Source organism: Streptomyces coeruleoprunus, from assembly GCF_039542925.1.
GTDB lineage: Bacteria > Actinomycetota > Actinomycetes > Streptomycetales > Streptomycetaceae > Streptomyces > Streptomyces coeruleoprunus.
Genome location: NZ_BAABIT010000001.1, coordinates 340996 through 365461, shown reverse-complemented (window position 1 = coordinate 365461; position 24466 = coordinate 340996). Strand labels below are relative to the sequence as shown.

The window sequence follows — 24466 nt, the reverse complement described above, 5'->3', positions numbered from 1 at the left end:
CCGTATGGCGGCGGCCCGTGGAATGGCCGGAAACCACCGCCTTTCCGGCCCCTCCTCGTCGGCGTACGGCTCCCAGCCGCTCAGTCCATGGTCGACCCGATCGTCGTCGACCCCGTCGTCAGGAAGGCGGTCGCGGGCAGTGAGCCGTCCGCCTTCCGCGCCCCGTACACACTCGACGCGTCGGTCGACCGGAACGGCGGCGTGGCGACACCGCTGTCCCAGTTGTTGCGCGCCGACACCGTCGCCGGGCCCAGCTTCGCGAGCCCGCCGCCGTTGGCCACGGCGAGGTTCGCCGCCAGGCGGGCCGTGCCGGTCTCGAAGAAGAACCCGGACTGCCGTTGGCGTACGAGGTGTTGCGGCTGAGGCCCAGCGCGGCCGTGTTGCCGTTCTCGGTGAAGCCGTGCTGCGTGTTGTCCCAGGCCGCGTTGTTGTTGACGGCGTGGGCCGCCGTGGCACCGCCGCCGCCCAGCTTGAAGCCGTTGCCGTTCCCCTCGAACGCCGGGTCGTTCCAGCGGTTCCTGCCATTGCCGAAGGCCCAGGTGTGCTCGATGGTGACCGGGCTCGCCCACTGCCACAGGTCGATGCCGTCGTCGGCGTTGTTGAACAGCCGGACCCCCGTGACCCGGTTCCGGTGCCGGAGCCGAACTTGATCGCCAGGCCGTCCGCGTTCTGCCCGTGGGCGGCGGCGTCGTAGTTGCCGTACGAGTCCAGGTTCTGGATCAGGTTCCCCGTCGTACCGTCGCCGCGCAGCGTGAAGCCGCTGTCGCCGTTGTCGCTGGTCACCAGGTTCTTGAAGACGCCGCCGACCGACGAGGTCGCGACGAAGCCGTGGGCGGGCGACTTCTGGAAGCGGACGTTCTGCACGGTCCAGTGGTCTCCGTAGATCGCCATCAGCCAGGAGCCCGCGGCAGCCGCGACCCGTCGATCCTCACCTGCTCCGAGCCGTACGCGGTCAGCGTGATCCGGTTCGCCGCGGTGCCGTTCGCCGTCGACTTCAGCGTGCTGGTGGGGTAGTAGGTGCCGCCGCGGACCTGGATGGTCGTCCCCGCCGTGGCGCTCGCCACCGCGCTCTGCAGGGCGCCGTGTCGGAGACGACCACCGTCGTGGCCGCCCGGGCGGCGTCCTGCGACACCCCCAGCCACAGCCCCGCCGCCCGCCGCCACGGCGACCGCGGTGGCGAGCGTGAGCGTACGGGTACGGCGACGGTGACGGGGGGGGGCTGCTGCGCTGAGCCTCACGGCGCGGGTTCCTCTCCTCGGCGGACCGTGCCGGACCGCACGGTCTCCCGGGAGTCGCCGCGGACCGCCGAAACGTTGCCGCGAGCCGTAGCCGAGGAGAACCGCCAGGTCACGGACCGCGACGACGCCGGCTCGGGGATGCGTCCGTCCGGTGGGGCGACGACAATGGCCGTGCCGGACCGAACAAGGAGGCGGCATGAAGGAAGAGTCCGAATCGACGTCCCGGCTGGGGGGCGTCACGCCCGACTCCCTCCTGCACAGCGGAGCCGAAGGCGAATTCACCGTGGAAGACCTGGTCCTCGCCTCCGGGCGTGACGTCAACCCCAAGAACCTGGCCTGGGCCGAGCGCAGGCTGGCCGAAAAGGGCAAGGCCGCCCTGGACGAACTCCTCCCCTGACCCACGCACCCCCTGGGCCACGCCGCACCTCCGACTCCTCCGAGCCGAGCCGAGCCGCGTGGCCCTCTCTTCTGCGCCGGCCCGCCGCGCGACACCGGATCCGGAAGCCCCGGGCCTGCCTGCCGTCTCACCCACCGGGATATACGTGTCCGGTGAACGGATCACCGCTCCCGAATAACGGTCCGGTCTCGCTCGCTGGCACTTTTCATGATTACCGAACGTAATGTGAGATGCCTCACTAAGGATGGCGTAAAGGCTGTGATAGAACGGCGCAACTCCGCAGGTGGCACCACCCCTCGCCGTCCTGTGGAGGAGCCGGGCACCTTCCGGCTGTACGACCAGGGATCACGGTCCGAGTCCACGGACCGCATCCCTGGTCGCCGACCGGACAACGGCGTTCGCTCAAAGACCGCACATCTTCCCGGCGCGCCCTCCCAAGCGCCGTACTGCGCCATCGAGGTAGCCACAGTGTCACTCGACTCCATCACCACGTCCGTCGACGAAGCCGTCAGCGGACTCTTCGAGCCCATAGCCAAGTGGCTCGGGGAAGTCATCTTCTACTCCGTCGAGGTCGGCGGAACGCAGCTTCCGCTCATCGTCGCCTGGCTCGTGGTGGCCGGCCTGGTCTTCACCGGCTGGTTCGGATTCGTCCAGGTCCGCAAGTTCAAGCTCGCCCTCGACGTGGTGCGCGGCAAGTACGACGAGAAGGGGTCGGCCGGTGAGGTCAACCACTTCCAGGCCCTGACCGCCGCCGTCTCCGGCACCGTCGGCCTCGGCAACATCGCCGGTGTCGCCGTCGCCGTCTCCATCGGTGGCCCCGGCGCCACCTTCTGGATGATCCTCTGTGGTCTCCTCGGCATGGCCACCAAGTTCGTCGAGGTCACCCTCGGCGTGAAGTACCGAGAGGTGCACGCCGACGGCACCGTCTCGGGCGGCCCGATGCACTACCTGCCCAAGGGTCTCGCCGACCGCTTCGGCGAGGGCGGCAAGAAGTTCGGCAAGGTCCTCGCGATCCTCGCCTCCGCCATGGTCCTCTTCTTCGGCCTCTTCGGCGGCAACCTCTTCCAGGTCAACCAGTCGTACGCGCAGCTGGTCTCCGTCACCGGTGGCGAGGACGGCCTGCTGGGCTCCTCCGCCGCCGGCGCCTGTTCTTCGGCATCCTGATCGCCGCGCTCGTCGGCATCGTGCTGCTCGGCGGCATCCGCTCCATCGCCAACGTCACCAGCAAGCTCGTCCCCGCCATGGCCGGCATCTACATCGCCGCCTGCCTGGTCGTCATCCTGGTCCACGTCACCGCGGTGCCCGCCGCCATCGCCACGATCATCGAGGGCGCCTTCAACCCGCAGGGTGTCGCGGGCGGTGTGCTCGGCGCGCTGATCATCGGCTTCAAGCGGGCGGCGTTCTCCAACGAGGCCGGTCTCGGCTCCGCCCCGATCGCCCACTCCGCGGTCAAGACCAAGCACCCCGCCAGCGAGGGCCTGGTCGCCCTGCTGGAGCCGTTCATCGACACCGTGGTCATCTGCACCATGACGGCGCTGACCATCGTCATCGCCAACCCGGCCAGCTGGAACGAGGCCCGCGAGGGCAAGTCCATCGGCGGTGTCACGATCACCTCCGACGCCTTCGCGACCGTCCTCCCGTGGTTCCCGTACATCCTCACCATCGCGGTGCTGCTGTTCGCGATCTCGACGGTGCTGACCTGGGCTACTACGGCGAGAAGGCCTGGACGCACCTCTTCGGCCGCAGCCGGGGCAGCGTGCTGTCGTACAAGGTCGTCTACACCGTCTTCGCGGTCGCCGGTTCGCTGCTGACGCTGCAGACCCTGATCGACATGGCGGACGCGGTGCTCTTCATGCTCGCCGTCATCAACATCATCGGCCTCTACCTCCTCGCCCCGGTCGTCAAGCGCGAGCTCAACTCCTTCCTGGAGTTCGTCCGCGCCCGCAAGGCCGGCGAGATCACCGAGGACGACGACGACCAGGAGTCGGCGAAGACCACCATCTGACCGCCCCCCCGGGCGGCCCGGCTCCGGAGCGGGCCCGTACACACCTCGCGTCTTGGTGTGGACGGGCCCGCTCGTCGTGCCCGCGAAACCCTGTTTTCCCAGGTGAAATGGGGTCTGGTGGGATCCGCGGGCCCCGGTTAGGGTGTCAATAACGCGTCAAGGCCGCCCTCTTGCGGCAGCACCTCCGTACGGCTCTCCGACAGGGAGCCGACACGGCAGGCACGGCGCGCGGTGTGCCGGGAAGTCTGGTCGGCGATTCCAGGGGCTCGTATGCCCTCTTCCGTTCGATGCCCCGGAGGCCCCGCCATGGCTGCCACGCCGCGTGAGCGTTCCCCCTTCCTCGGCCTTCTGCCCCTGCGCGAGCGCAACGCCGTCGTCGAGGCGCTGAGGACCGAGACGGTCGGCGGGCTGGTGCTCCTCGCGGCCGCCGTCGTCGCGCTGATCTGGGCGAACAGCCCCTGGGGCGACATCTACGAGCGGATACGCGACGTCCACTTCGGCCTGCCGTCCCTCGGCCTGGACCTCTCCGTGGCGCACTGGACCGCCGACGGGCTCCTCACCGTCTTCTTCCTCGTCGCCGGCATCGAGCTGAAGCGCGAACTCGTCGTCGGTGAACTGCGCAACCCCGCCACGGCGGCCCTGCCCGTCATCGCCGCGATCTGCGGCATGGCCGTACCCGCCGCCCTGTACGCCGTCACCGCGGCGGCCGGAGGCGGCAGCACGGACGGCTGGGCCGTGCCGATGGCCACCGACATCGCCTTCGCGCTCGCCGTCCTCGCGGTCCTCAGCTCCCACCTGCCCGCCGCGCTGCGCGCCTTCCTGCTGACGCTCGCGGTCGTGGACGACCTGGGCGGCATCCTCATCATCGCGATCTTCTTCACCAGCGACCTGGACTACGCCGCGCTCGGCGGCGCCGCCGCCTGCCTCGTCCTCTTCCACGTCCTGCAGCGGCTGCGGGTGCGCGGCTGGTGGTGGTACGTCCCGCTGGGCCTCGTCACGTGGGCCTTGATGTACAACGGCGGCGTCCACGCGACCGTCGCCGGTGTGGCCATGGGCCTGATCCTGCGCACCACCCGCGACAAGGGCGAGGCCGCCTCCCCGGCCGAGCGCACCTCGCACCTCCTCCACCCGGTGTCCGCCGGCGTCGTGGTTCCGCTGTTCGCGCTCTTCGCCACCGGCGTCGGCGTCTCCGGCGCCGCCCTGGCCGACGTCTTCACCCGGCCGGAACCGCTCGGCGTCGTCGTGGGCCTCGTGGCGGGCAAGACCCTGGGCATCTTCGCGGGCACCTACCTCGCCGCCCGGTTCACCCGGGCGCGGCTGAACCCGGAACTCGCGTGGGCTGACGTGTTCGCCCTGGCGGTCCTCGCCGGGATCGGCTTCACCGTGGCGCTGCTGATCGGCGAACTGGCCTTCCCCGACCCGGCGCTGACCGAGAGCGTCAAGGCCGCCGTCCTGGTCGGCTCCCTGGCCGCCGCAGTCCTGGCGGCCGTCCTCATCAAGCGCCGCAACGGCGTCTACCGGCGCCTGTACGAGGCGGAGACCCGCGACGACAACCACGACGGCATCCCCGACATCTACCAGCGGGCCGGCGCCGCCGAACGCTGACGGGCACGGTCGGCCGACGGGACCTCGTCAGGCCATGCGCGCGGCCGGCCGTACGGCGTCGGCGCGGCCCATGAGGTCCGCGCGGGCCCGCCACCACGGCAGCAGCTGAAGAATCCCGAACGTCACCTCCACGACCAGGAACGGCCACAGGATCCGTGGGGCACCGTGGGCCAGCGCGTACGCCTGCCACGCGGCGAACAGCGTCCGCGCCGCGGCGTCGAGCAGCCCGTGCAGCGGCAGTGGCCCGACGATCCGGAGCAGAGCCCAGACGACCACCACCGAACCCATCAGATTCGCGTAGAGGGTCTGCATCGGGTCGCGCGCGGGCATCACTCCCAGCCCGGACGCCTCACCCAGCGACGACAGGACGCCGTGGACCAGCGCGTAGGTCCACGGCGTCGCGAACGCCGCGGTGACGACGAGGTCGTACCAGGCGCTCGTGCGCACGACGCCGAGATAGGCGGAACGGGAAGGGCGGAGAAGACGGATCACGAGAGGCTCCTGCTGGTCTCACGGCAGCGACGAGGCCTCACGCTAAACAGTGGAGTACGCTCCAAGGTCAAGTCCGCAGCCCGGCGGGAGGGCCATGCGCATCGGGGAGTTGGCCGCACGGTCCGGCCTCACCAAGGACACGATCCGCTTCTACGAGAGGATCGGCCTCGTCACGGGGAAGCGGCTCGCCAACGGCTATCGCGACTTCCCGCCGGAGACCGTGACCTGGCTGGTCTACGTCCGCACTGCGCAGACGCTCGGCTTCTCGCTGGCCGAGATCGCCCGGCACGGCGAGGACCTGCGCGACGCGCCGGACAGCGCCGAGGCGTTGTCCACGCTGTTCGAGGAGAAGATCCGGGTCATCGACGCGCGCATGGCCGACCTCGCCGCCCTGCGCGCCGACCTGGAGGCCCGCGTCGGCACGGGCTGCCCCCTGCGGGCGGCGGAACGGGCGGCCGCCCGCGTCCCGGACGCGTGACCGTTCAGGCGTGACGACGCATTCACCCTGCGCGATGTGCGATACGGTAATATTCTTTACCGAGTCATTACGCTCCCTTCGGGCGGATGGCGCACATGACATGGGGGCTCGGGCGCGTCCGCTCGGACGCCGACGCGATGAGGGGGCGTGAGATGAGGGGGCCGCGCATCGACAACGCCGCTCGCGACAGCGTGCCCGATACCCCCGGCACCGCCTTCCGCGCCTGACGCCCTTCCGGCTTCCCCCGGGATCACCGCATGCACGGCCCCGTGCGCCCGCACGGCCCGTACCCGCTGTTCCCGTGACCCCCCACTCTCCCGGGTCGCCCCGCCTGCTTCACCGGCCGGCACCGCGCTGCCCGTCCACGAGAAGGCACTGACGCCGTCACCGAACCGACCGGAGGACCGACGCCCGTGCACAACACGACCGCTCTGCTCATCGAACTCGGGGCCATCATCCTCGGCTTGGGCCTCCTCGGCCGGGTGGCGGGACGCGTGGGATTCTCGCCCATACCCCTCTACCTGCTCGCGGGCCTCGCCTTCGGTCACGGCGGCATCCTCTCCCTCCAAGCCAGCGAGGAGTTCGTCGCCATCGGGGCCGAGATCGGCGTCATCCTGCTGCTGCTCATGCTGGGCCTGGAGTACAGCGCCTCCGAACTCGTCACCAACCTGAAGACCCAATACCCCTCCGGCGCCGTCGACTTCGCCCTCAACGCCGTACCCGGCGCCGCGGCCGCCCTCCTCCTCGGCTGGGGACCCGTCGCCGCCGTCGCTCTCGCCGGCGTCACCTGGATCTCCTCCTCCGGCGTCATCGCGAAGGTCCTCGGCGACCTGCGCCGCCTCGGCAACCGGGAGACCCCCGTCGTCCTCGGCGTGCTGGTCATCGAGGACCTCGCCATGGCGGTCTACCTGCCGATCCTCACCGCCGTGCTCGCCGGGGCCGGACTGGCCGGCGGCGCGGCCACCCTCCTGATCTCCCTGGGCACCGTCGGCGCCGTGCTGTACGTGGCGCTCCGCCACGGCCGCCTGATCAGCCGTGCTGTCTCCTCCGACAACGCCGAGATGCTCCTGCTCGCCGTCCTCGGCCTCACCCTCCTCGTCGCCGGCATCGCCCAGGAGCTCCAGGTCTCCGCCGCCGTCGGCGCCTTCCTCGTCGGCATCGCCCTGTCGGGAGAGGTCGCCGAGGGCGCCGCCACCCTGCTCACCCCGCTGAGGGACCTGTTCGCGGCCGTCTTCTTCGTCTTCTTCGGCCTGTCCACCGACCCCGCCGACATCCCTCCCGTGCTCGTCCCCGCCCTCCTCCTCGCACTCGCCACCACGCTCACGAAGATCGCCACCGGCTGGTACGCGGCCCGCCGCGCTGGCATCCGGGGCGGAGGCCGGTGGCGGGCCGGCGGCGCGCTGGTGGCCCGCGGCGAGTTCTCGATCGTCATCGCGGGCCTCGCCGTCGGCGTCGAGCCGCGCATCGGGCCGCTGGCCACGGCATACGTCCTGATCCTCGTCGTCATCGGCCCGCTCACCGCCCGCTACACCGAGCCCCTGGCCCATCGCCTCAGGCGCCGGCCGAAGTCCGCGACGCCTGCCGCGCATGCGGCTCCCGCGGCTGCGGAAAGCCCCGCGACCGTTCCCGTCGACGCCTGAGCACCGCCTCGTGCCGTGCGGACCCCGTGCCCTCCTGGCCGACGACCCCGGAGGGACACGGGTGCGGGGCGCGCCCGACGGGCACCGACGCCCAGGGAGTGTCCGGCGGATCATGCCGACATGGGCGGTGCCTTCGACTGCTGGTGAGCGGGGTCTGGTGCGTGCGGCTGCAAGGCGGAGGAGGGAGGGATGGGGGAGCCATCGCGACCGACGACAACGCCGCTGGGGTCCCCCCTGCCCGTCAGGGCTTGGGGGAGGGCGTGCCAGACCCCGCAGCTCAGGCATGATCCGCCGGACACGACCTAAGCCGTCGGCAGCGGCCCGCGCAGCGATGAGCGGCCCTCGTCCCACGCGGCCAGCACCGCCGCCTCCCAGCGCGCGTCCAGCAGGGTCGTCGCCCGGATGCCGAACACCACCTCCGGCGCGAGGTCCGGCTCCCGGTCCAGGAGGTCGCCCAGCACGTCCCGGCGCATGACCTGCTCGTGCACCGCGTCCGCCTCGATGTGCTCGGTGAAGAACCGCAAGCACCGCTCGTCGGCGCCCAGCCGCCCTAGCGCGCCCGCCAGGCGCCTGGCCCCCGGCGACGAGGTGATCTCCAGAACGGCGAAGTTCCCCGCTGCCGCCCCGCGCAGTGACCGGTGCAGGCCGAACAGCGACATCACGTTCACCGTGGCGAGCGTCGTGGCCGGCGCCAGATCCGTGTAACGGCCGTACGCGGGGTCGAGCCCGGCGCCCGCCATCAGCTCGGCGAAGAGCCGCGCGTGCACGCGCTCGGCCCGCCCCGCGCCGAACTCGTCGAACGCCACGGCCATCAGCGCCGCCTTCGCCCGTCCCGCCTCCAGCCGCGGCACCAGCCACAGCTGCGGGTCCGACTCCTTGAGCTGGTACAGCGACCGGTGCGCCAGGTACTCGCGCATCCGCCCCCAGTCCGGTTCGGCGAGCAGCCGGTGCGACACGCCGCGCCCGTCGACGGGCTCCTCCAACAGCGGCTCCAGGGCCGCGGCCACATCGCCAGCGTCGCCGCCCGCCGCCGCCCGCAGCTCCGCCAGGAAGACCTCCTCCATCGGCCGCCGCAGGGCCAGCAGCGCCGGGTCCCACTCCCGGTCCTCGGCGACCCCCTCCAGAGCCCGGTAGTGCGGCTCGTACGCGAGGTACAGCGCGAGCTGCAGGTCCTCACCGAGCGGATCCGCGCCGTACACGTCCACGGAACCGGCCCGGCCCACGGCACCCGGACCCACCCGTCCCACGCCCGACGTCCCGGCCGAATCCCCGGAAACCACGCCCGCCCCATCCACAGCCACCGGCCCTGCGGCCGCCGTGCCGGCCGGGCCGACGGCTGCCGCCCCCGGTCCGTCGACGGCCGCTGTGCCCGCCCCGCCCTCGTCCACTGGCCCCGGCCCATTTGCGGCCGCCGCTCCTGCCCGGCCCCCGTCCGCCGGGCCCGGTCCGTCCACGGCTGCCGTGCCTGCCCCGCCTCCGGCCCCGTCCACGCCCGCCGCCTTTGCCGGCCCTGCGGCAGCCGTGCCGGCCCGGCCCACGGAAGCCACGCCTGCCCGGCCCAGCGCTGCCGCGCCCGGTCCGTCGACGGCCGCTGTGCCCGCCCCGCCCTCGTCCACTGGCCCCGGCCCATTTGCGGCCGCCGCTCCTGCCCGGCCCACGTCCGCCGGGCCCGGTCCGTCCACGGCTGCCGTGCCCGCCCCGCCTCCGCCCACCGGGCCCGGCCCCACGACCGCCGCCCCTGCCGGCCCCACGGCAGCCACGCCTGCCCGGTCCACCGCTGCCGTGCCCGGTCCGGCCACGGCTGCCCGGTGCGACCCGTCCACGACTGCCGTGCTCGCCGAGGCCGGAGCGGTCGGGTCGGGCCTGGCCGGTGAGGCCCGAGCGGTTCCCTTCATCAAGGGTCCGTCCCCGCGCAGCACCCGCAGCACCGCCTGCGACAGCGGTCCGCGTGGTGTCGGGAGCGGTGCGCCGGTCACGACGGGCCCGCCTCCTCCTCCGTGATCTCGGCCTGCTCCAGTGGGTGCACGGCGGGACCCTGGACGACCTTGCCGTCGACGGCGAACCGCGAGCCGTGGCAGGGGCACTCCCAGCGGCACTCCTCGTCGTTGAAGTGCACGACGCACCCCAGGTGGGTGCAGCGCGCCGACACCGCGTGCAGCGCGCCCGACGCGTCCCGGTGCACCGCCAGCCGGCGCCCCCCGACCCGTACGACCGCGCCCTGGCCCGGCCCGATGTCGGCCGTCGAGTCGGCGTACGCGCCCGGCATCCGGTCACCGACGAAGTGCCGCGTGACGTGCGCCTGCAGCTTCAGCACCGCGGGCACCTCGCGCAGCGGGTGCAGCCGCACCGGGTCGTACAGCGACGTCCAGGCCGGCTCCCGGCCGCGGATCCGGCCCGCCAGCAGCTCGCCCGCCATCACGCCGCCGCTCATGCCCCAGCCGGCGAAGCCGGTCGCCACGTACACGTGCCGGGAGCCCGCGTGCAGCCGTCCCACGTACGGCACCCGGTCCGGCGTGTAGTTGTCCTGCGTGGCCCAGCGGTGCGTGAACCGCACCCCCGGGAACCGCTCGGCTGCCCAGCCCTCCAGCCGCGCGTACCGCTCGCCCACCTCGCCCTCCCCGGCCGTGCCCGGCAGGAACTTCTCCCCGGTGACGATCAGCATCCGCCGCCCCTCCTCCCCGGACGGCGCGGTCCGCACCGACCGCGTGCCGCCCTCCGGCGTCAGGAACGCCCCGCCCGGATCCCGCTCCGCGGGCACCGGACCCGCCACCACCAGCTCGCGCTTCGGCTCCAGCCGGGTGAACAGCAGCGCCCGGTCGAACACCGGGTAGTGCGTGGCCACCACCACGTCCCGGGCGACCGCCGCGTACCCCCGCTCGGTGGTCACCTCGCAGGGCCGGCCCTCCGACAGCCCCGTCACCCGCGTCCGCTCGTAGATCCGCCCGCCCAGCCGTTCCAGGTCCGCCGCCAGCGCCAGCAGGTACTTGCGCGGATGGAACTGCGCCTGGTCCTCGACGCGCACCGCGCCCGCCACCGGGAACGGCAGCGGCACCTCGGTCACGTACGACGCGGCCAGACCCGCCTCGCGCGCCGCCTCCGCCTCCTCGCGGAACTTCTCCGCCTGCTGCGGATCCTCCGTGTACGTGTACGCGGGCACCCGCTCCAGGTCGCAGTCGATGCCCAGCTCCTCCGAGACCTCCGCGACGTGCTCCACCGCCAGCTGCTGGGAGTGCGCGTACAGCCGGGCCGCCCGCGCCCCGTGCACGGCGCGGATGTCCGCGTACGCCAGGCCGTGCAGCGCCGACAGCTTCGCCGTGGTGTGGCCGGTCACGCTCGACGCGATACGGTCCGCCTCCAGCAGCACCACCGGATGGCCCGCACGGGCCAGCTCCCAGGCCGTGCACAGCCCCGCGACACCCCCGCCGACCACGACGACCTCCGTCTCGACGGAGCCCTCCAGGGCCGGGCGGGCGGGACCGGGCGCGTACTCCATCCACAGCGACCCGTGGGCGGGCACGGGACCGGAGGACGACTCGGGCTCGTAGCTCATGGGCACACTCCTCGTACCGTTTCGCCGGAGAGGTCCGAGGTACCCGCTGCGCATGCGCCTACTCAGCCCGCACGGCGTGTACGCACCCCAGGAGGACACGGTCCTGCTCGCGCGCTCCGCCGCGGCCGAACTGCGCTGCCGGGGCCACCGCCTGCCGGGCGCCGAGGTGCTCGACCTCGGCACGGGAACCGGCGCCTTGGCGCTCCTGGCCGCGCGGGAGGGCGCGGCGCGGGTCACCGCCGTCGACATCTCCTGGCGGGCCGTCCTGACCGCCCGGTGCAACGCGCGCCGCCTCGGCCTGCGGATCAACGTCCGGCACGGCGACCTCACCGGCCCCGTCGACGGCCACCGCTTCGACCTGATCCTCTCCAACCCCCCGTACGTGCGCTCCCCGGCGCCCGCTCGCGGCGCGGCCCGCACCGTCGACGCCGGCCCCGACGGGCGGGAGGTCATCGACCGCCTCTGCGCGGACGTCCCGCGGCTGCTGCGCGCCTCCGGGGTCCTGCTGCTGGTGCAGTCGGCGCTGTGCGGGGTCGGCGCCACCCTGGACCGGCTCCAGGAGGGGGCCTGCGCGTCCGCGTGGAGAACCGGGCAACGATCCCGTTCGGCCCCGTCATGTCGCGGCGGGCCGCCTGGCTGGAGGAGCTGGGCGTCGTCCCGCCCGGCCTGCGCGGCGAGGAACTGGTGGTGATCCGTGCCGAGCGGGACTGAGCCGCGCCGCGTCGTCGTCGACCCGGAGGGCCCCGTCCTGGTCGAGGGCCCGGTCGAGGTGCGGCTGCCGGACGGCACCACCGCCCGCTCGGACCGGTTCATGGTCGCCCTGTGCACCTGCCGCCGCACCCGCCGCCCGCCCTGGTGCGACACCAGCCACCGCCGCCGCAGCCGCCCCGCCCCGGACCCCGGCGCGGACCGGGACGCCGACGCGGCCAACGAAGGTGCATGAACGCCTCCGGGCTGCGCACTCGTCCCGCATGAGCCATACGAATCCGGATCCCGACCCCCGTAACACCCCCGGTCTGGACGCCGGCGGCGGCGTGCCGCCCGGCGAGACCCCGCCGGCGGAGTCGTCGATGCCCGAGGCGGGCCCGCAGGAGACGCACAACCCGCCGACCGGCTGGGCGAAGGCCCCGCTGACCCTGATCCTGCTCGTTGTCGTCCTGGTCGCCGCGCTGTTCGCGGCCATGGCGCTGATCATCGCACTGTGAGGAGACCCGACATGACCACCGCACGCCAGTTGATGACCGCTGGCGTCGACTGCATCGGCGAGGAGGAGACGGTCCTGCGCGCCGCGGAGCGGATGACCGAACTGGGTGTCGGCGCCATGCCGATCTGCGGCTCCGACGACAAACTGAAGGGCATGCTGACCGACCGCGACATCGTCGTGAAGGCCCTCGGCGTCGGGAAGGACCCGGCGCGGACCACCGCCGGCGAGCTGGCCCAGGGCAGGGTCGTGTACGTCGAGGCGGACGACGACGCCCAGCTCGTCCTGCGGAAGATGACGGAGCACAAGGTGCGCCGTCTGCCGGTGATCGAGGAGCACCGGCTGGTCGGCATCATCGCCCAGGCCGACGTGGCGCGCGCCCTGCCGGACCCGCAGGTCGGCGACCTGCTGGAAGCCCTGTCGACCGACTGAACGACAGCGGCACCGACTGAACGACAGCAACGACAGCGGTGCGGGCGGACCGTGGGCCGGGGCCCGGCGAGCGAGCCCCGGCCCACGGCCGTCTGCCGCGTGTCACCGGTCGCCGGGCCTGATGCGGCCCCGCCACCCTCCGGACGCGGATCCCTTGGTCTCGATGTACTCCTTGAAGCGCCGCATGTCGCCCTTGACGCGCCGGTCGACCAGGCCGACCGTCTCCGCGGCCTTCTCCGCGGCGCCCCCCTCGACCTCCATGACCAGTTCCACCCTGGTGTGGGTGTCGTCCAGGCGGCGGAAGCCCACCATGCCCTTCTGCTGGGTGTCGCCGCCGATCGTGCGCCAGGCGATCCGCTCGTCGGGGAGCTGATCGATGATCTCCGTGTCGAACTCGCGGCGTACGCCGCCGATGCTGGTCACCCAGTGATTGCGGCGGTCGTCGAGCTGGACGACCTCGTCGACGCCCTCCATGAACTGGGGGAACTCCTCGAACTGCGTCCACTGGTTGTAGGCGGTGTGGAGAGGGACCTCCACCTCCACGGCCTCCTTCACGGTGCCCATCGCCGAATCCTTTCTCTCGGGGATCGCACGCAGCACCGCGTACCCGTGACGGCCGCTCTCATGTCCCCGTGCACGGGTCGGGGCCCGTCGTTCCCCTTCCCCCTTACTGCAACACGTTCTACTCTGTGCGCCGCCGCAGGAGCTGGAGTCGCCGACGCCGCGGGACGAGACGCCTGGAGGGGCCGTGCACCTCGAATACACGCCGGAGCAGCAGCGGTTGCGCAGCGAACTTCGCGCCTACTTCGCCACCCTCGTCCCCGGCCCCGGTGCCCCGGACGGGCCCGACGCCGCCGACCACGCCACGCGCAAGCGGTTCTACCGCGACACCGTCCGCCGCCTCGGCGCCGACCGCTGGCTCGGCGTCGGCTGGCCCGAGGAGTACGGCGGCCGCGGGCTGACGCCCATGGAACAGTTCATCTTCTTCGACGAGGCCGCCCAGGCCGGCGTCCCGCTGCCCCTGATGGCCCTCAACACCGTGGGCCCCACGATCATGCGCTACGGCACGGACGAGCAGAAGACGTACTTCCTGCCCCGCATCCTCTCCGGCGAGATCGACTTCGCCATCGGCTACAGCGAGCCCGACGCCGGCACCGACCTCGCCTCGCTGCGCACCCGCGCCGTCCGCGAGGGCGACACGTACGTCGTCAACGGCCAGAAGATCTGGACGACCAACGGCGACACCGCCGACTGGGTCTGGCTGGCCGTGCGCACCACCCCCGTCGAGGCGGGCGTCCCGCCCCACAAGGGCATCACCATGCTGCTCGTCCCGACCACCGACCCCGGCTACTCCTGCACCCTCATCCACACCCTCGCCGGCCACGACACCACCGCCAGTTACTACGAGAACGTGCGCGTCCCCGTCTCCCACCGCGTCGGCGCCGAGAACCAGGGCTGGCGGCTGATCACGCACCAGCTCAACCACGAGCGCGTCACCCTCGCCGCCCACGGCACCATGGCCGTGCGCGCCCTGCACGACGTACGGCGCTGGGCCGCCGCCACGAAACTCGCCGACGGCCGCCGCGTCATCGACCTCGGCTGGGTCCGCCGCCGCCTCGCCCTCGCCCACACCAGGCTCGACGCCATGAAGCTCCTCAACTGGCGCATGGTCCACGCCGTCGAGGCCGGCACCCTCACGCCCCAGGACGCCTCCGCCGTCAAGGTCTACGGCTCCGAGGCCCGCCGCGACGCCTACGCCTGGCTCATGGAGGTCGTCGGCGCGGCGGGCCCCCTGAAGGGCGGTTCGGCCGGCGCCGTCCTCCACGGCGAACTCGAACGCGGCTACCGCTCCGCCGTGATCTTCACCTTCGGCGGCGGCAACAACGAGATCCAGCGCGAGATCATCTCCTGGATCGGCCTGGGCATGCCCCGCGTACGGCGGTGACGCCGGTGCGCTCGGCCGACGCTCGTGGGCCCTGCCGCGGGCGGCTCGAAGGGCCGATACTCGGGGCATGGAATTCGTCGTCTTCATGACCCTGCCCGGACTGGTCATCCTGCTGACCGTCGTCGCCTTCGCCGACCAGCTGCTGCTCCGTGCCGGGCGGGCGGGGCTCCTGCCATGGCGCAACAGTGTGCGGCAGGGCCAGATATCGGCGACAGGGTTCGAGCAGCTCCACGCGAGTTTCTCGCCAGGGAAGCAGAACGAGCTCCGGGAGCGGCAGTCGGCGCTCGTGATGCGGGACGACGAGGAGGACGGGGCGCCGCCGAACCGGACGACCGTGAACCTGGACGACGGGGTCGCGGTCATCCGGTTGTCGTAGGCAGGTCGCCACCCGCGCCCCGGCGCGCGGGCCGTTCCGGCGGCGCGTGGATCCGTCCGCGTACCACCGCCCGCCCCCTCGCGCCGTACGGCGGGCCCGCCCGTTCCACAGGGCCGTGACGCGCCAGGTGATAGCCGCAGGCAACCGGCTGCGCCGCCGCCCCGCCCGCTCCGTCGGCCGCCGGTGTGCGGGCGCGTCCCGGAAGCCATGGCCGGGCTCGCGCCCGACACCCGTCCGGCCCCGTACAAACTCCGCAGACAGGGCGCCATACTGGACGGGCCGGGAACGGCCGGGAGGGCGCGCACGGAACGACGGGGGCGACAGCACACGATGGGGGACACCAGGCTGATCCACGGCCGTTACCGGCTGCTGGAGGTGATCGGGCGCGGCGGCATGGGCGAGGTGTGGCGGGCCACGGACGAGTCGCTCGGCCGGGGGGTCGCCGTCAAGTGCCTCAAACCGCTGGGCCCGCAGCACGACCCGAACTTCGTGCGGGTCCTGCGCGAGCGGTTCCGCCGCGAGGCCCGCGTCGCCGCCTCCCTCCAGCACCGCGGCGTCACCGTCGTCCACGACTTCGGCGAGTCCGACGGCACCCTGTTCCTGGTGATGGAGTTGCTGGAGGGCCGCAACCTCAGCCAGCTCCTGGAGGACAACAAGCACCATCCGCTGCCCGTGCACGACGTCGTCGACATCGCCGAGCAGGTCGCCGACGCCCTCGCCTACACGCACCGCCAGGGCATCGTCCACCGCGACCTCAAACCGGCGAACATCATGCGCCTGTCCGACGGCGCGGTGAAGATCTGCGACTTCGGGATAGCGCGCCTGGGCGCCGACATCGGCTTCACCTCCCGCCTCACCGGCACCGGCATCGCCATGGGCACCCCGCACTACATGTCGCCCGAGCAGATCAGCGGCGGCCATGTCGACCACCGCAGCGACCTCTACTCGCTCGGCTGCGTCCTGTACGAGATCGCCACCGGCGTCCCGCCCTTCGACCAGGACGACGCCTGGGCCGTGCTCGTCGGCCACCGCGACACCCCGCCCGAGCCGCTGCGCCACCACCGTGCCGAACTGCCCGCGACCTTCGAGCGGATCGTCCTCGACCTGCTGGCCAAGGCGCCCGAGCAGCGCCCCGCCGACGCCGACGACCTGCGCCGCCGCATCACCGGCGCCCGCCACGTCCTCACCCCGGCCGGCCCGCTCGCCGGCTCCAACGGCTCGCTCACCACCCCCGGCACCGGGCACCTGACAGGGCACCACGCCCCCTACCTCCACGCCCTCCCGCCCCAGCCGCAACCCCCCTACACGTCCGCGCCCGTCGGCCATCTCCCCGCCTGGACCCGCTCGATGACCAGCGGCCGCAGGGCCGTGGGCACGGCCGGCCCGCGCACCGCCGTGCCCGCCCCCGACCCGGCCGCCGGCCTGACCGGCGAGTGGACCACGGCCACCGCCACCGCCCCGCCCTCCGTGGTCCTGGCCTTCACTCCGCCGCCGCCCTCCCGGGAACGCCCCACGCCCTCGCCCGAACTGCTCGCCGTCCTCGCCGGCCGGCACAGCGCCGGTCTCAGCCTGGGCCGCCTCGGCCGCTGGGAGGAGGCGGGCGAGGTCCACCGCGCCGTCGCCGCCGAGCGCGAACACGCCCTGGGCCCCGACCACCCCGACACCCTCGCGAGCCGCTACGAGGTCGGCTTCACCCTCAGCCGCACCGGCCGCGCCGCCGACGCGCTGCGCGAGTTCGGCCGGGTCTCCGAAGGGCGCGCCCGGGTGCTGGGCCCCGACCACCCGGACACCCTCACGGCCCGTCAGGAGATGGCGTACGTCCTCGGCCGGCTCGGCCGCCACTTCGAGGCCCACCAGGTGTACGCCTCGGTGCTCGCCGCCCGCGAGCGCACCATGGGCCCCGACCACCCGGACACCCTGCGCTGCCGCCACAACCTGGCGTTCACGCTCAGCAGGCTGGGCCGCCTGGAGGAGTCGTACCGGATGGCGCACGATGTGGCCGGGTCCCGCGCCCGGCTGCTGGGCCCCGACCACCCGGACACCCTCGTCACGCTGTACGAAGTGGCCTACACGCTCGGCCAGCTGGGCCGCTGGACGGAGGCCCTGCGCACCTACCACGAGGTCGCCGCCGCCCGGACGCGCGCGCTGGGCCCCGACCACCCCGACACCCTCGCCGCCCGCTACGAGGTCGGCATCAGCCTCGGCCGCCTCGGCCGCAGCCACGAGGCGCTGGAGCTGTACCGCGACCTGGTCGCCGCCCGCACCCGGGTGCACGGCCCCGACGACGCCGAGACCCTGCGGGCCCGCCACGGGCTCGGCGTCAACCTGGGGCGGCTCGCCCGCTGGGAGGAGGCCGTCGCCGAGGCCCGGGAGGTCGGCGCGATCCGTGAGCGGGTCCTCGGCCCCGACCACCCGGACACGCTGGTCAGCTGCCGCGAGGTGGCCGTGGGGCTGGGCTGGCTGGGCCGCTGGTCCGATGCCCTGGCCGTCTACCAGCGGGTCGCCCGCGCCCGGGAACGGGTGCTCGGCCCGGACCACCCCGACACGCTGGCCAGCCGCAACGACGAGGCGCAGTGCCTGGAGCAGCTCGGCCGGCACACCGAGGCCGTCGAGCTGTACCGCCAGGTCGCCGCGTTGCGCGAGCGCCGCTCCACGGGCGGCTCCTGACCCCCCGGCCGGCCCCCGGCACGCGGCCGCGGACCGTCCCGCACCCGGAAGGCGTTCCGGGTGGACACCCCGCCAGCGGGGGCGCCCACCCGGAACGGCGTCGACCGCGGCCGGTCAGCCCACGTGCCAGCAGTATCCTTCGCCGCCCGCCACGTGGACGTCGCCGGCGGCGACGTGACCGCCCGCGCCCCAGCAGCCGTGCACGTCCTTCTTGTGGCCGCCGTCGGCGGACGCGGGTGCGGCGGCGAAGAGGCCGACGGCGAGCAGGCCGGCCAGAGCGATCGAGATGCGCCGAAGCATGTTTGTCTCCTTCGAGTTGGGGGACCCGTTGGGGTTCGGGGACTCGGCTCGACTCTTCACCAGCCGCCACCGGGCCGCACGTCGAGACGTACGACCGGGTGGTGCCGGGCAGCGCCGCGTACGCGGCACCGGTCGCCCCGTGACACGCGCAGCGGTCCCCGGCGGGCCGTGGTGTCACGGCCCGCCGGGGACGGGTGGAGGGCGGGGAAGGTCAGCGCTGCGGCGGTTCCTGCCCCGGATCGCGATCCTGGCCCAGTTGGCCTCTGAGCTTCTCCTGCGCCGTGTCGACCTGGCCGCTGTACTTGCCCTGCGTCTTTTCGTCGACGAAGTCGCCGGACTTGTCGATGCCCTGGCCGGCCTTGTCCTCGTGGCCCTTGAGCATCTGCTTGAGCTTGTCCATCACGGACATAGGGTCTTCCTCCTCGACAGGTGACCCCCTACCCCTCAGTTTCGCCGCCCGTCGCCGGGTCCGCATCCGGGGCGGCCTCGCGGGACCGCAGCCACTCCTCGTGCGCCCTGGTCACGCGGTCCCACAGCGCCGTACGGTCCGCCTCGTCGAGGTCGCCGAGGTCGCGTCCGAAGAACCCGCTCAGCGTGCCGAACCACGCCTCGGCGGTGGTCAGCTCCTCGTCGCTCACGCCCGCGGCGTCCATGCGCGTGAGGACCCTGCCGCGCAGCAGGTGCACGGCCTTGTCGTCACGGCGCAGCGTGGCGAACGTCGTCATGAACGGCGAGTCCTCCGCCGTGGACAGCCGCACGTGCTCGTCGGCGAAGTCCGCCAGTGCGGCGGGCTCGCCGCGGAACTCCATGATGGGGAAGGTGCTGCGACGGTCGTGGTGGAACGTCCAGCCGCCCGGCTCCGTCACGGACGGCTCCAGCCGGTACGTGAAGGCGCCCCGCTCGTACGTGCCCTCCCGCAGCGGCAGCGGCTCGTGCGGCCCGTCGCCGAGGCCCACGTCGACGAACCAGGCCTCGCCCCCGACCCGCACGGTCAGCGCCATGTGGTTGCCGTTCGCGCCGCGCCCGTCCGGGGCCATGTGCACGCCGCCGACGTGCATCGTCACGCCGTACCCGAGCGCCGCCAGCAGCGCGGCGAAGCCGCCGTTGAGGTGGAAGCAGTAGCCGCCCTGCCCCGCCGCGAACCGGCGCACGGACAGCTCCGGCTCGATGCCCGGCGGCCGGCCCACCTGGATGCCGATGTTCTCGTACGGCACCCGCTCCAGGTGCGCGCTCTGCAACGCGAACAATTCCTCGACCGACGGCGTCCCGGAGGGGGTCATGCCGAGCCGGGCCAGATATCCCGCAAATCCTTCTGGAATCATGGTCGTTCACCCTAACCACCCCCTTCGGGCGGAGATCACCCGGGGTGGGGATCGGTCCCGGGGTGGCGACGCCCCAATCCTCCTGGTAAGAGGGTCCGTTGGACGTCCGGGTTGCTCAGTTGGGCGACCTGGTCCAGCCGTTCGCCTCGATCCGCGCGGCGTCCGCCGGCCGGGCCTCGTCGAACAGCGCGTCCCCGCCGTCCAGGACGCGCAGCCCGTCCACGTACACCCCGCGCCCCACGTACCGCCGGTCGGTGGCGTACCGCCAGCGGAGCCGCACCGGAGCCCCGCGCCATGCCGCCAGGTCCGCCTCCAGCCGGTGCCACACCCGCCCCGACCAGCCCGTCACCGCACCCGACGGGTGCGCCACCGGCTCACCGCCGGGCCGTACGGTGACGAACGGCACCGGCCTCCACGTCGTCCCCCCGTCCGCCGACGCCTCCAGCAGGAGCCCGTCCGCGCCCGGTTCGGTGTCCCACCACAGTGCGGCGCGCAGCCGCGCCCGCTCCGTGGCCGGCGCCACGGCCGGCAGGGTGAGGGTGGCCGACGCGGCCGACGCCATGCCCGCGAACCAGGCGGTCCGGCCGTGGGCGGGGCGCACCGGTACGGCGCGCGCCATGCGGTCGGCGGCGGCCACGCGCGGCGCCGACCCGGAGCGCCAGCTCCGCACGGGGTGCACCGAGTTGCCGAGCAGCACCAGGAACGAGTCGGTCGTCGGGTCCAGCACCAGGCTCGTCCCCGTGAAGCCGGTGTGGCCGGCGGTGCGCGGCGTGGCCATCGCCCCCATGTACCAGTGCTGGTACAGCTCGAATCCCAGCCCGTGCTCGTCGCCGGGGAAGTCCGTGTTGAAGTCGGTGAACATCAGCTCCACGGACCGCTCGCCCAGGACGCGGGCCCGTCCGTACACGCCGCCGTTCAGCAGCGTACGGGCGAGCACGGCCAGGTCCCAGGCGCAGGAGAACACCCCGGCGTGGCCCGCGACCCCGCCGAATCCGAAGGCGTTCTCGTCGTGCACCTCGCCCCACACCATGCCGCGGTCGAGCCCCGACCAGGGCCGGCGGGCGTCCTCCGTCGCCGCGATCCGGGGGCGCCAGGAGGCGGGCGGGTTGAAGCGCGTGCGGTGCATCCCGAGCGGTGCCGTGATCTCCTCGCGCAGCAGCACGTCCAGCGGCCGTCCCGTGACCTCTTCGAGGAGCAGGTGCAGGGCGATGAGGTTCAGGTCCGAGTAGCGGTAGACGCTGCCGGGCGGGTCGGCCGGGACCTCGTCCCACAGCCGGCGCAGCTTGCCCTCCCGGGTGGGCTCCTCGTAGAGCGGCAGCCAGGCCCGCAGGCCGGAGGTGTGCGTGAGCAGCTGGCGGACCGTGATGTCCTGCTTGCCGCCCCCGCCGAAGCCGGGCAGCCGGTCCGCCACCCTGGTGTCCAGCTCCAGCCGGCCGCGTTCGAGCAGCTGCACGGTGAGGATCGAGGTGAAGAGCTTGGTGAGCGAGGCCAGGTCGAACACCGTGTCCCCGGCCATCGGGATCCGCCGCTCCGGTGGCAGCTCCACGCCGGTGCCGGTGCGCTCGTCGTACGCCGCGTAGCGCACCGCGTAGCCGATGGGCCGGTGCAGCGCCACGGTGCCGCCGCGCCCGGCCAGCAGGACCGCGCCCGCGTACCAGGGGTGCGTGGGGGAGGGGCCCAGGAACCGCTCGGCGTCCGCGACCAGGAGGTCCAGGTGCCCGGCGAGCAGGCCCGCGCGCTCGGCGGAGCCGTGGCGCAGCGTGGGCCGGGCGCCCCGGTCGGCGGCCGCCGCGGCGCCCGGCACGGAACCGATCACCAGCGCACCTCCCAGTGCCAGCACCCCACCGCCGAACGTACGGCGGTCGATCCCTCTGCCCGACGGCTCCCGCGTCATCGCCACCCTCCCTGAAGGAATCCTTCGACCCCGCGCGCAACACGTGAAACTTTCTTACCGCCGTCCGGTGCCGTCAAGAACCCGTACCGACAAGCTGATCTGACGCACCATCAGAAAATCTCTTCCCTCGTCCGCCCCCCCTGCGGCATCCTGCGCCCATGGAGACGGAGCTGAGCAAGTCCCTGGGCGCCGCGCACGCCATCTTCGGCTTCACGCCCTTCCCCGCCGTGGCCGCCGCCATCACCAGGGCCGGCGGATTCGGCGTGCTCGGCGCGGTCCGCTACACCGACCCCGGTGACCTCGCCCGCGACCTCGACTGGATGCAGGACCACACCGACGGACTGCCCTACGGCGTCGACGTCGTCATGCCCGCGCGGAAGGTCGAGGGGGTCACCGAGGCCGACGTCGAGGCGATGATCCCCGAGGAGCACCGCCGGTTCGTCCGGGACACCCTCGCCCGGCACGGCGTTCCCGAACTGGCCGACGGCGAGCCGTCCGGCTGGCGCATCACCGGCTGGATGGAACAGGTCGCCCGCAGCCAGCTCGACGTCGCCTTCGACTACCCCGTGAAACTCCTCGCGAGCGCCCTCGGCGCCCCGCCCGCCGACGTCGTCGACCGCGCCCACGAGCACGGCGTCCCCGTCGCCGCCCTCGCCGGCAGCGCCCGCCACGCCCAGCGCCACGCCGAGGCCGGGATCGACATCGTCGTCGCCCAGGGGTACGAGGCGGGCGGCCACACCGGCGAGATCGCCTCCATGGTCCTCACCCCCGAGGTCGTCGAGGCCGTCGGACCCCTTCCGGTCCTCGCCGCCGGCGGCATCGGCAGCGGCGAACAGATCGCCGCCGGGCTCGCCCTCGGAGCCCAGGGCGTCTGGCTCGGCTCCGTGTGGCTCACCACCACGGAGGCCGCGCTCCACTCCCGCGCCCTGACCCGCAAGCTCCTCGCCGCCGGCTCCGGCGACACCGTCCGCTCCCGCGCCCTGACCGGCAAACCGGCCCGCCAGCTGCGCACCGCGTGGACCGACGCCTGGGACGACCCCGAGGGGCCCGGCACCCTGCCCATGCCCCTCCAGGGTCTGCTCGTGGCCGAGGCGCTCACCCGGATCCAGAAGTACGGGGCGGAACCCCTGCTCGGCACCCCCGTCGGCCAGATCGTCGGCCGCATGACCTCCGAACGCAGCGTCCAGGAGGTCTTCGACGACCTGACCCGCGGCTTCGAACGGGCCGTCGACCGGATCACCCGCATCGCCGGAAGGAACGGCACATGACCCACGACGCACCGCGCCCGGACACCGCCCCCAACGGCTTCTGGGCCCAGGCCGCCGCCGACCCCGGCCGCACCGTCCTCACCGCGCCCGACGGCGGGCGGTGGACCGCCGGGCGCCTGCACGGGGACGCCAACCGCCTGGTCCACGCCCTGCGCGCCGCCGGCCTGGAACGGGGCGACGCCTTCGCCGTCGTCCTGCCCAACGGACCCGAGCTGATCACCGCGTACCTCGCCGCCACCCAGGCCGGGCTCTACCTCGTCCCCGTCAACCACCACCTCGTCGCCCCGGAGATCGCCTGGATCGTCGCCGACTCGGGTGCCAAGGTCCTCATCGCCCACGAACGGTTCGCCGACGCCGCCCGCGCCGCCGCCGACGAGGCCGGCCTGCCCGGGGACCTGCGCTACGCGGTCGGCCGGGCCGACGGCTTCCGCCCGTACCCCGGACTCCTCGACGGCCGCCCCTCCTCACCGCCCGCCGACCGCACCCTCGGCTGGGTCATGAACTACACCTCCGGCACCACCGGGCGCCCCCGCGGCATCCGCCGCCCCCTGCCCGGAAAGCCCCCCGAGGAGGCGCACCTCGGCGGCTTCCTGGGCATCTTCGGCATCCGGCCCTTCGACGGCAACGTCCACCTCGTCTGCTCGCCGCTCTACCACACCGCCGTCCTCCAGTTCGCGGCCGCCGCCCTGCACATCGGGCACCCCCTGGTCCTCATGGACAAATGGACCCCCGAGGGGATGCTGCGTCTCATCGAGGCCCACCGCTGCACCCACACGCACATGGTCCCCACCCAGTTCCACCGCCTCCTCGCCCTCCCCGCCGAGATCAGGGAGCGGTACGACGTGAGCTCGATGCGCCACGCCGTCCACGGCGCCGCGCCCTGCCCCGACCACATCAAGCGCGCCATGATCGACTGGTGGGGGCGGTGCGTCGAGGAGTACTACGCCGCCAGCGAGGGCGGCGGCGCCTTCGCCACCGCCGAGGACTGGCTCGAGAAGCCCGGCACCGTGGGCCGCGCCTGGCCCATCAGCGAACTCGCCGTCCTCGACGACGACGGCAACCGCCTGCCGCCCGGCGCCCTCGGCACGGTGTACATGCGCATGACCACCGGCGGCTTCCGCTACCACAAGGACGACACCAAGACCCGTGCGAACCGCGTCGGCGACTTCTTCACCGTCGGCGACCTCGGCTTCCTCGACGAGGACGGCTACCTCTTCCTGCGCGACCGCAAGATCGACCTGATCATCTCCGGCGGCGTCAACATCTACCCCGCCGAGATTGAGGCCGCGCTGCTCGCCCACCCCGCGGTCGCCGACGCCGCCGTCTTCGGCATCCCGCACCCCGACCGGGGCGAGGAGGTCAAGGCCGTCGTCGAACCCGCCGACGGCCACGCCCCCGACGCCGCACTCGCCGCCGCCCTCCTCGACCACTGCGCCCGGCACCTCGCCGGCTACAAGCGCCCCAGGACCGTCGACTTCGTCCCCACGATGCCCCGCGACCCCAACGGCAAGCTCTACAAACGCCACCTGCGAGCCCCGTACTGGGAGGGCCACGACCGCCCGATGTGACCGCTGTCGCGCCGTCGCCCGCTGTGGGCCCGCGACGCCGGCCCGGGCCCGACGGCGCCGCTCACACGCGCCACACACCTCGGCGTGC

20 protein-coding genes and 3 pseudogenes are annotated in these 24466 nt (G+C 73.4%); 14 read left to right on the top strand and 9 right to left on the bottom strand.

The features are described from left to right. Positions 1-80: 80 nt before the first annotated feature. Positions 81-1238: pseudogene (locus ABEB09_RS01750) on the bottom strand (right-handed parallel beta-helix repeat-containing protein). 196 nt (positions 1239-1434) lie between these two features. Between ABEB09_RS01750 and ABEB09_RS01745 the strand changes: the two are divergent. From ABEB09_RS01745 to nhaA, 3 genes and pseudogenes are all read left to right on the top strand, one after another. Next, complete coding sequence (locus ABEB09_RS01745; RefSeq protein WP_345686353.1) at positions 1435-1635, top strand: hypothetical protein; 201 nt, start codon at positions 1435-1437, stop codon at positions 1633-1635. A gap of 468 nt (positions 1636-2103) precedes the next feature. Further along, positions 2104-3640, top strand: a pseudogene (locus tag ABEB09_RS01740) (alanine/glycine:cation symporter family protein). 306 nt (positions 3641-3946) lie between these two features. Then, positions 3947-5245, top strand: a complete 1299-nt coding sequence (gene nhaA, locus ABEB09_RS01735; RefSeq protein WP_345686351.1) for a Na+/H+ antiporter NhaA — start codon at positions 3947-3949, stop codon at positions 5243-5245. Positions 5246-5272: 27 nt separating this feature from the next. On the opposite strand, the gene ABEB09_RS01730 is transcribed toward nhaA, so the two are convergent. Then, a complete protein-coding gene (locus ABEB09_RS01730) occupies positions 5273-5737 on the bottom strand; it encodes a hypothetical protein (RefSeq protein ID WP_345686349.1) in 465 nt (154 codons plus the stop codon). 94 nt (positions 5738-5831) lie between these two features. On the opposite strand from ABEB09_RS01730, the gene ABEB09_RS01725 reads away from it, so the two are divergent. Next, positions 5832-6215 carry a MerR family transcriptional regulator gene (locus ABEB09_RS01725; protein ID WP_345686347.1) on the top strand — a complete coding sequence of 128 codons (384 nt, stop codon included), beginning with the start codon at positions 5832-5834 and terminating at the stop codon, positions 6213-6215. Between the two features lie 413 nt (positions 6216-6628). After that, positions 6629-7855 (top strand): cation:proton antiporter, encoded by a 1227-nt coding sequence (locus ABEB09_RS01720; protein WP_345686345.1) that lies wholly within the window; start codon positions 6629-6631, stop codon positions 7853-7855. A gap of 302 nt (positions 7856-8157) precedes the next feature. On the opposite strand, the gene ABEB09_RS01715 is transcribed toward ABEB09_RS01720, so the two are convergent. Continuing rightward, entirely contained in the window at positions 8158-9102 is a 945-nt protein-coding gene (locus ABEB09_RS01715) for an iron-containing redox enzyme family protein (protein ID WP_380841029.1), read from the bottom strand. A gap of 725 nt (positions 9103-9827) precedes the next feature. Continuing rightward, positions 9828-11405 carry an FAD-dependent oxidoreductase gene (locus ABEB09_RS01710; RefSeq protein WP_345686343.1) on the bottom strand — a complete coding sequence of 526 codons (1578 nt, stop codon included), beginning with the start codon at positions 11403-11405 and terminating at the stop codon, positions 9828-9830. A gap of 52 nt (positions 11406-11457) precedes the next feature. Here ABEB09_RS01710 and ABEB09_RS01705 point away from each other — a divergent pair. From ABEB09_RS01705 to ABEB09_RS01690, 4 genes and pseudogenes are all read left to right on the top strand, one after another. After that, a pseudogene (locus tag ABEB09_RS01705) lies at positions 11458-12116 on the top strand (HemK2/MTQ2 family protein methyltransferase). After that, positions 12100-12348 carry a CDGSH iron-sulfur domain-containing protein gene (locus ABEB09_RS01700; RefSeq protein ID WP_345686341.1) on the top strand — a complete coding sequence of 83 codons (249 nt, stop codon included), beginning with the start codon at positions 12100-12102 and terminating at the stop codon, positions 12346-12348. The pseudogene ABEB09_RS01705 and the gene ABEB09_RS01700 overlap by 17 nt, the downstream one beginning before the upstream one ends. Before the next feature lie 28 nt (positions 12349-12376). Then, positions 12377-12610, top strand: a complete 234-nt coding sequence (locus ABEB09_RS01695) for a DUF6480 family protein (protein ID WP_345686339.1) — start codon at positions 12377-12379, stop codon at positions 12608-12610. Between the two features lie 11 nt (positions 12611-12621). Beyond that, on the top strand, positions 12622-13038 hold the full coding sequence (locus ABEB09_RS01690; protein ID WP_345686337.1) for a CBS domain-containing protein: 417 nt from the start codon (positions 12622-12624) through the stop codon (positions 13036-13038). A 102-nt stretch (positions 13039-13140) separates the two neighbouring features. Here ABEB09_RS01690 and ABEB09_RS01685 read toward each other — a convergent pair whose 3' ends face one another. Then, the gene (locus ABEB09_RS01685) at positions 13141-13602 is read right to left on the bottom strand and encodes an SRPBCC family protein (RefSeq protein ID WP_345686335.1); all 462 of its coding nucleotides are present in this window, start codon (positions 13600-13602) and stop codon (positions 13141-13143) included. Between the two features lie 184 nt (positions 13603-13786). Here ABEB09_RS01685 and ABEB09_RS01680 point away from each other — a divergent pair, with 184 nt between their 5' ends. The 3 genes from ABEB09_RS01680 (at position 13787) to ABEB09_RS01670 (ending at position 18026) form a co-directional block, all read left to right on the top strand. After that, positions 13787-14983: an acyl-CoA dehydrogenase family protein gene (locus tag ABEB09_RS01680; protein ID WP_345686333.1), complete on the top strand. Its 1197-nt coding sequence runs from the start codon at positions 13787-13789 to the stop codon at positions 14981-14983. A 67-nt stretch (positions 14984-15050) separates the two neighbouring features. Further along, the gene (locus ABEB09_RS01675) at positions 15051-15359 is read left to right on the top strand and encodes a DUF6191 domain-containing protein (RefSeq protein ID WP_345686331.1); all 309 of its coding nucleotides are present in this window, start codon (positions 15051-15053) and stop codon (positions 15357-15359) included. Positions 15360-15689: 330 nt separating this feature from the next. After that, positions 15690-18026, top strand: a complete 2337-nt coding sequence (locus ABEB09_RS01670) for a serine/threonine-protein kinase (RefSeq protein WP_345686329.1) — start codon at positions 15690-15692, stop codon at positions 18024-18026. A 114-nt stretch (positions 18027-18140) separates the two neighbouring features. Here ABEB09_RS01670 and ABEB09_RS01665 read toward each other — a convergent pair whose 3' ends face one another. The 4 genes from ABEB09_RS01665 to ABEB09_RS01650 all read right to left on the bottom strand — a co-directional run bounded on the left by ABEB09_RS01665 (position 18141) and on the right by ABEB09_RS01650 (position 21542). Continuing rightward, on the bottom strand, positions 18141-18326 hold the full coding sequence (locus tag ABEB09_RS01665; protein WP_345686327.1) for a hypothetical protein: 186 nt from the start codon (positions 18324-18326) through the stop codon (positions 18141-18143). Positions 18327-18537: 211 nt separating this feature from the next. Next, entirely contained in the window at positions 18538-18735 is a 198-nt protein-coding gene (locus ABEB09_RS01660) for an antitoxin (protein WP_345686325.1), read from the bottom strand. A 28-nt stretch (positions 18736-18763) separates the two neighbouring features. Continuing rightward, on the bottom strand, positions 18764-19648 hold the full coding sequence (locus ABEB09_RS01655; protein ID WP_345686323.1) for an arylamine N-acetyltransferase family protein: 885 nt from the start codon (positions 19646-19648) through the stop codon (positions 18764-18766). A gap of 115 nt (positions 19649-19763) precedes the next feature. Continuing rightward, the gene (locus tag ABEB09_RS01650) at positions 19764-21542 is read right to left on the bottom strand and encodes a serine hydrolase domain-containing protein (RefSeq protein ID WP_345686321.1); all 1779 of its coding nucleotides are present in this window, start codon (positions 21540-21542) and stop codon (positions 19764-19766) included. 158 nt (positions 21543-21700) lie between these two features. Between ABEB09_RS01650 and ABEB09_RS01645 the strand changes: the two genes are divergently transcribed. Together ABEB09_RS01645 and ABEB09_RS01640 are read left to right on the top strand one after the other, a co-directional pair. Then, positions 21701-22810 carry an NAD(P)H-dependent flavin oxidoreductase gene (locus ABEB09_RS01645; RefSeq protein WP_345686319.1) on the top strand — a complete coding sequence of 370 codons (1110 nt, stop codon included), beginning with the start codon at positions 21701-21703 and terminating at the stop codon, positions 22808-22810. Continuing rightward, positions 22807-24378, top strand: a complete 1572-nt coding sequence (locus tag ABEB09_RS01640; protein WP_345686317.1) for an acyl-CoA synthetase — start codon at positions 22807-22809, stop codon at positions 24376-24378. The genes ABEB09_RS01645 and ABEB09_RS01640 overlap by 4 nt, the downstream gene beginning before the upstream one ends. Positions 24379-24466: the final 88 nt, after the last annotated feature.

Bases quoted from the DNA above. Each gene is read 5' to 3' on its own strand.
- ABEB09_RS01745 (WP_345686353.1), top strand. From the start codon at position 1,435: ATGAAGGAAGAGTCCGAATCGACGTCCCGGCTGGGGGGCGTCACGCCC.
- nhaA (WP_345686351.1), top strand. From the start codon at position 3,947: ATGGCTGCCACGCCGCGTGAGCGTTCCCCCTTCCTCGGCCTTCTGCCC.
- ABEB09_RS01725 (WP_345686347.1), top strand. From the start codon at position 5,832: ATGCGCATCGGGGAGTTGGCCGCACGGTCCGGCCTCACCAAGGACACG.
- ABEB09_RS01710 (WP_345686343.1), bottom strand. From the start codon at position 11,405: ATGAGCTACGAGCCCGAGTCGTCCTCCGGTCCCGTGCCCGCCCACGGG.
- ABEB09_RS01695 (WP_345686339.1), top strand. From the start codon at position 12,377: ATGAGCCATACGAATCCGGATCCCGACCCCCGTAACACCCCCGGTCTG.
- ABEB09_RS01690 (WP_345686337.1), top strand. From the start codon at position 12,622: ATGACCACCGCACGCCAGTTGATGACCGCTGGCGTCGACTGCATCGGC.
- ABEB09_RS01685 (WP_345686335.1), bottom strand. From the start codon at position 13,602: ATGGGCACCGTGAAGGAGGCCGTGGAGGTGGAGGTCCCTCTCCACACC.
- ABEB09_RS01675 (WP_345686331.1), top strand. From the start codon at position 15,051: ATGGAATTCGTCGTCTTCATGACCCTGCCCGGACTGGTCATCCTGCTG.
- ABEB09_RS01670 (WP_345686329.1), top strand. From the start codon at position 15,690: ATGGGGGACACCAGGCTGATCCACGGCCGTTACCGGCTGCTGGAGGTG.
- ABEB09_RS01665 (WP_345686327.1), bottom strand. From the start codon at position 18,326: ATGCTTCGGCGCATCTCGATCGCTCTGGCCGGCCTGCTCGCCGTCGGC.
- ABEB09_RS01660 (WP_345686325.1), bottom strand. From the start codon at position 18,735: ATGTCCGTGATGGACAAGCTCAAGCAGATGCTCAAGGGCCACGAGGAC.
- ABEB09_RS01655 (WP_345686323.1), bottom strand. From the start codon at position 19,648: ATGATTCCAGAAGGATTTGCGGGATATCTGGCCCGGCTCGGCATGACC.
- ABEB09_RS01650 (WP_345686321.1), bottom strand. From the start codon at position 21,542: ATGACGCGGGAGCCGTCGGGCAGAGGGATCGACCGCCGTACGTTCGGC.
- ABEB09_RS01645 (WP_345686319.1), top strand. From the start codon at position 21,701: ATGGAGACGGAGCTGAGCAAGTCCCTGGGCGCCGCGCACGCCATCTTC.
- ABEB09_RS01640 (WP_345686317.1), top strand. From the start codon at position 22,807: ATGACCCACGACGCACCGCGCCCGGACACCGCCCCCAACGGCTTCTGG.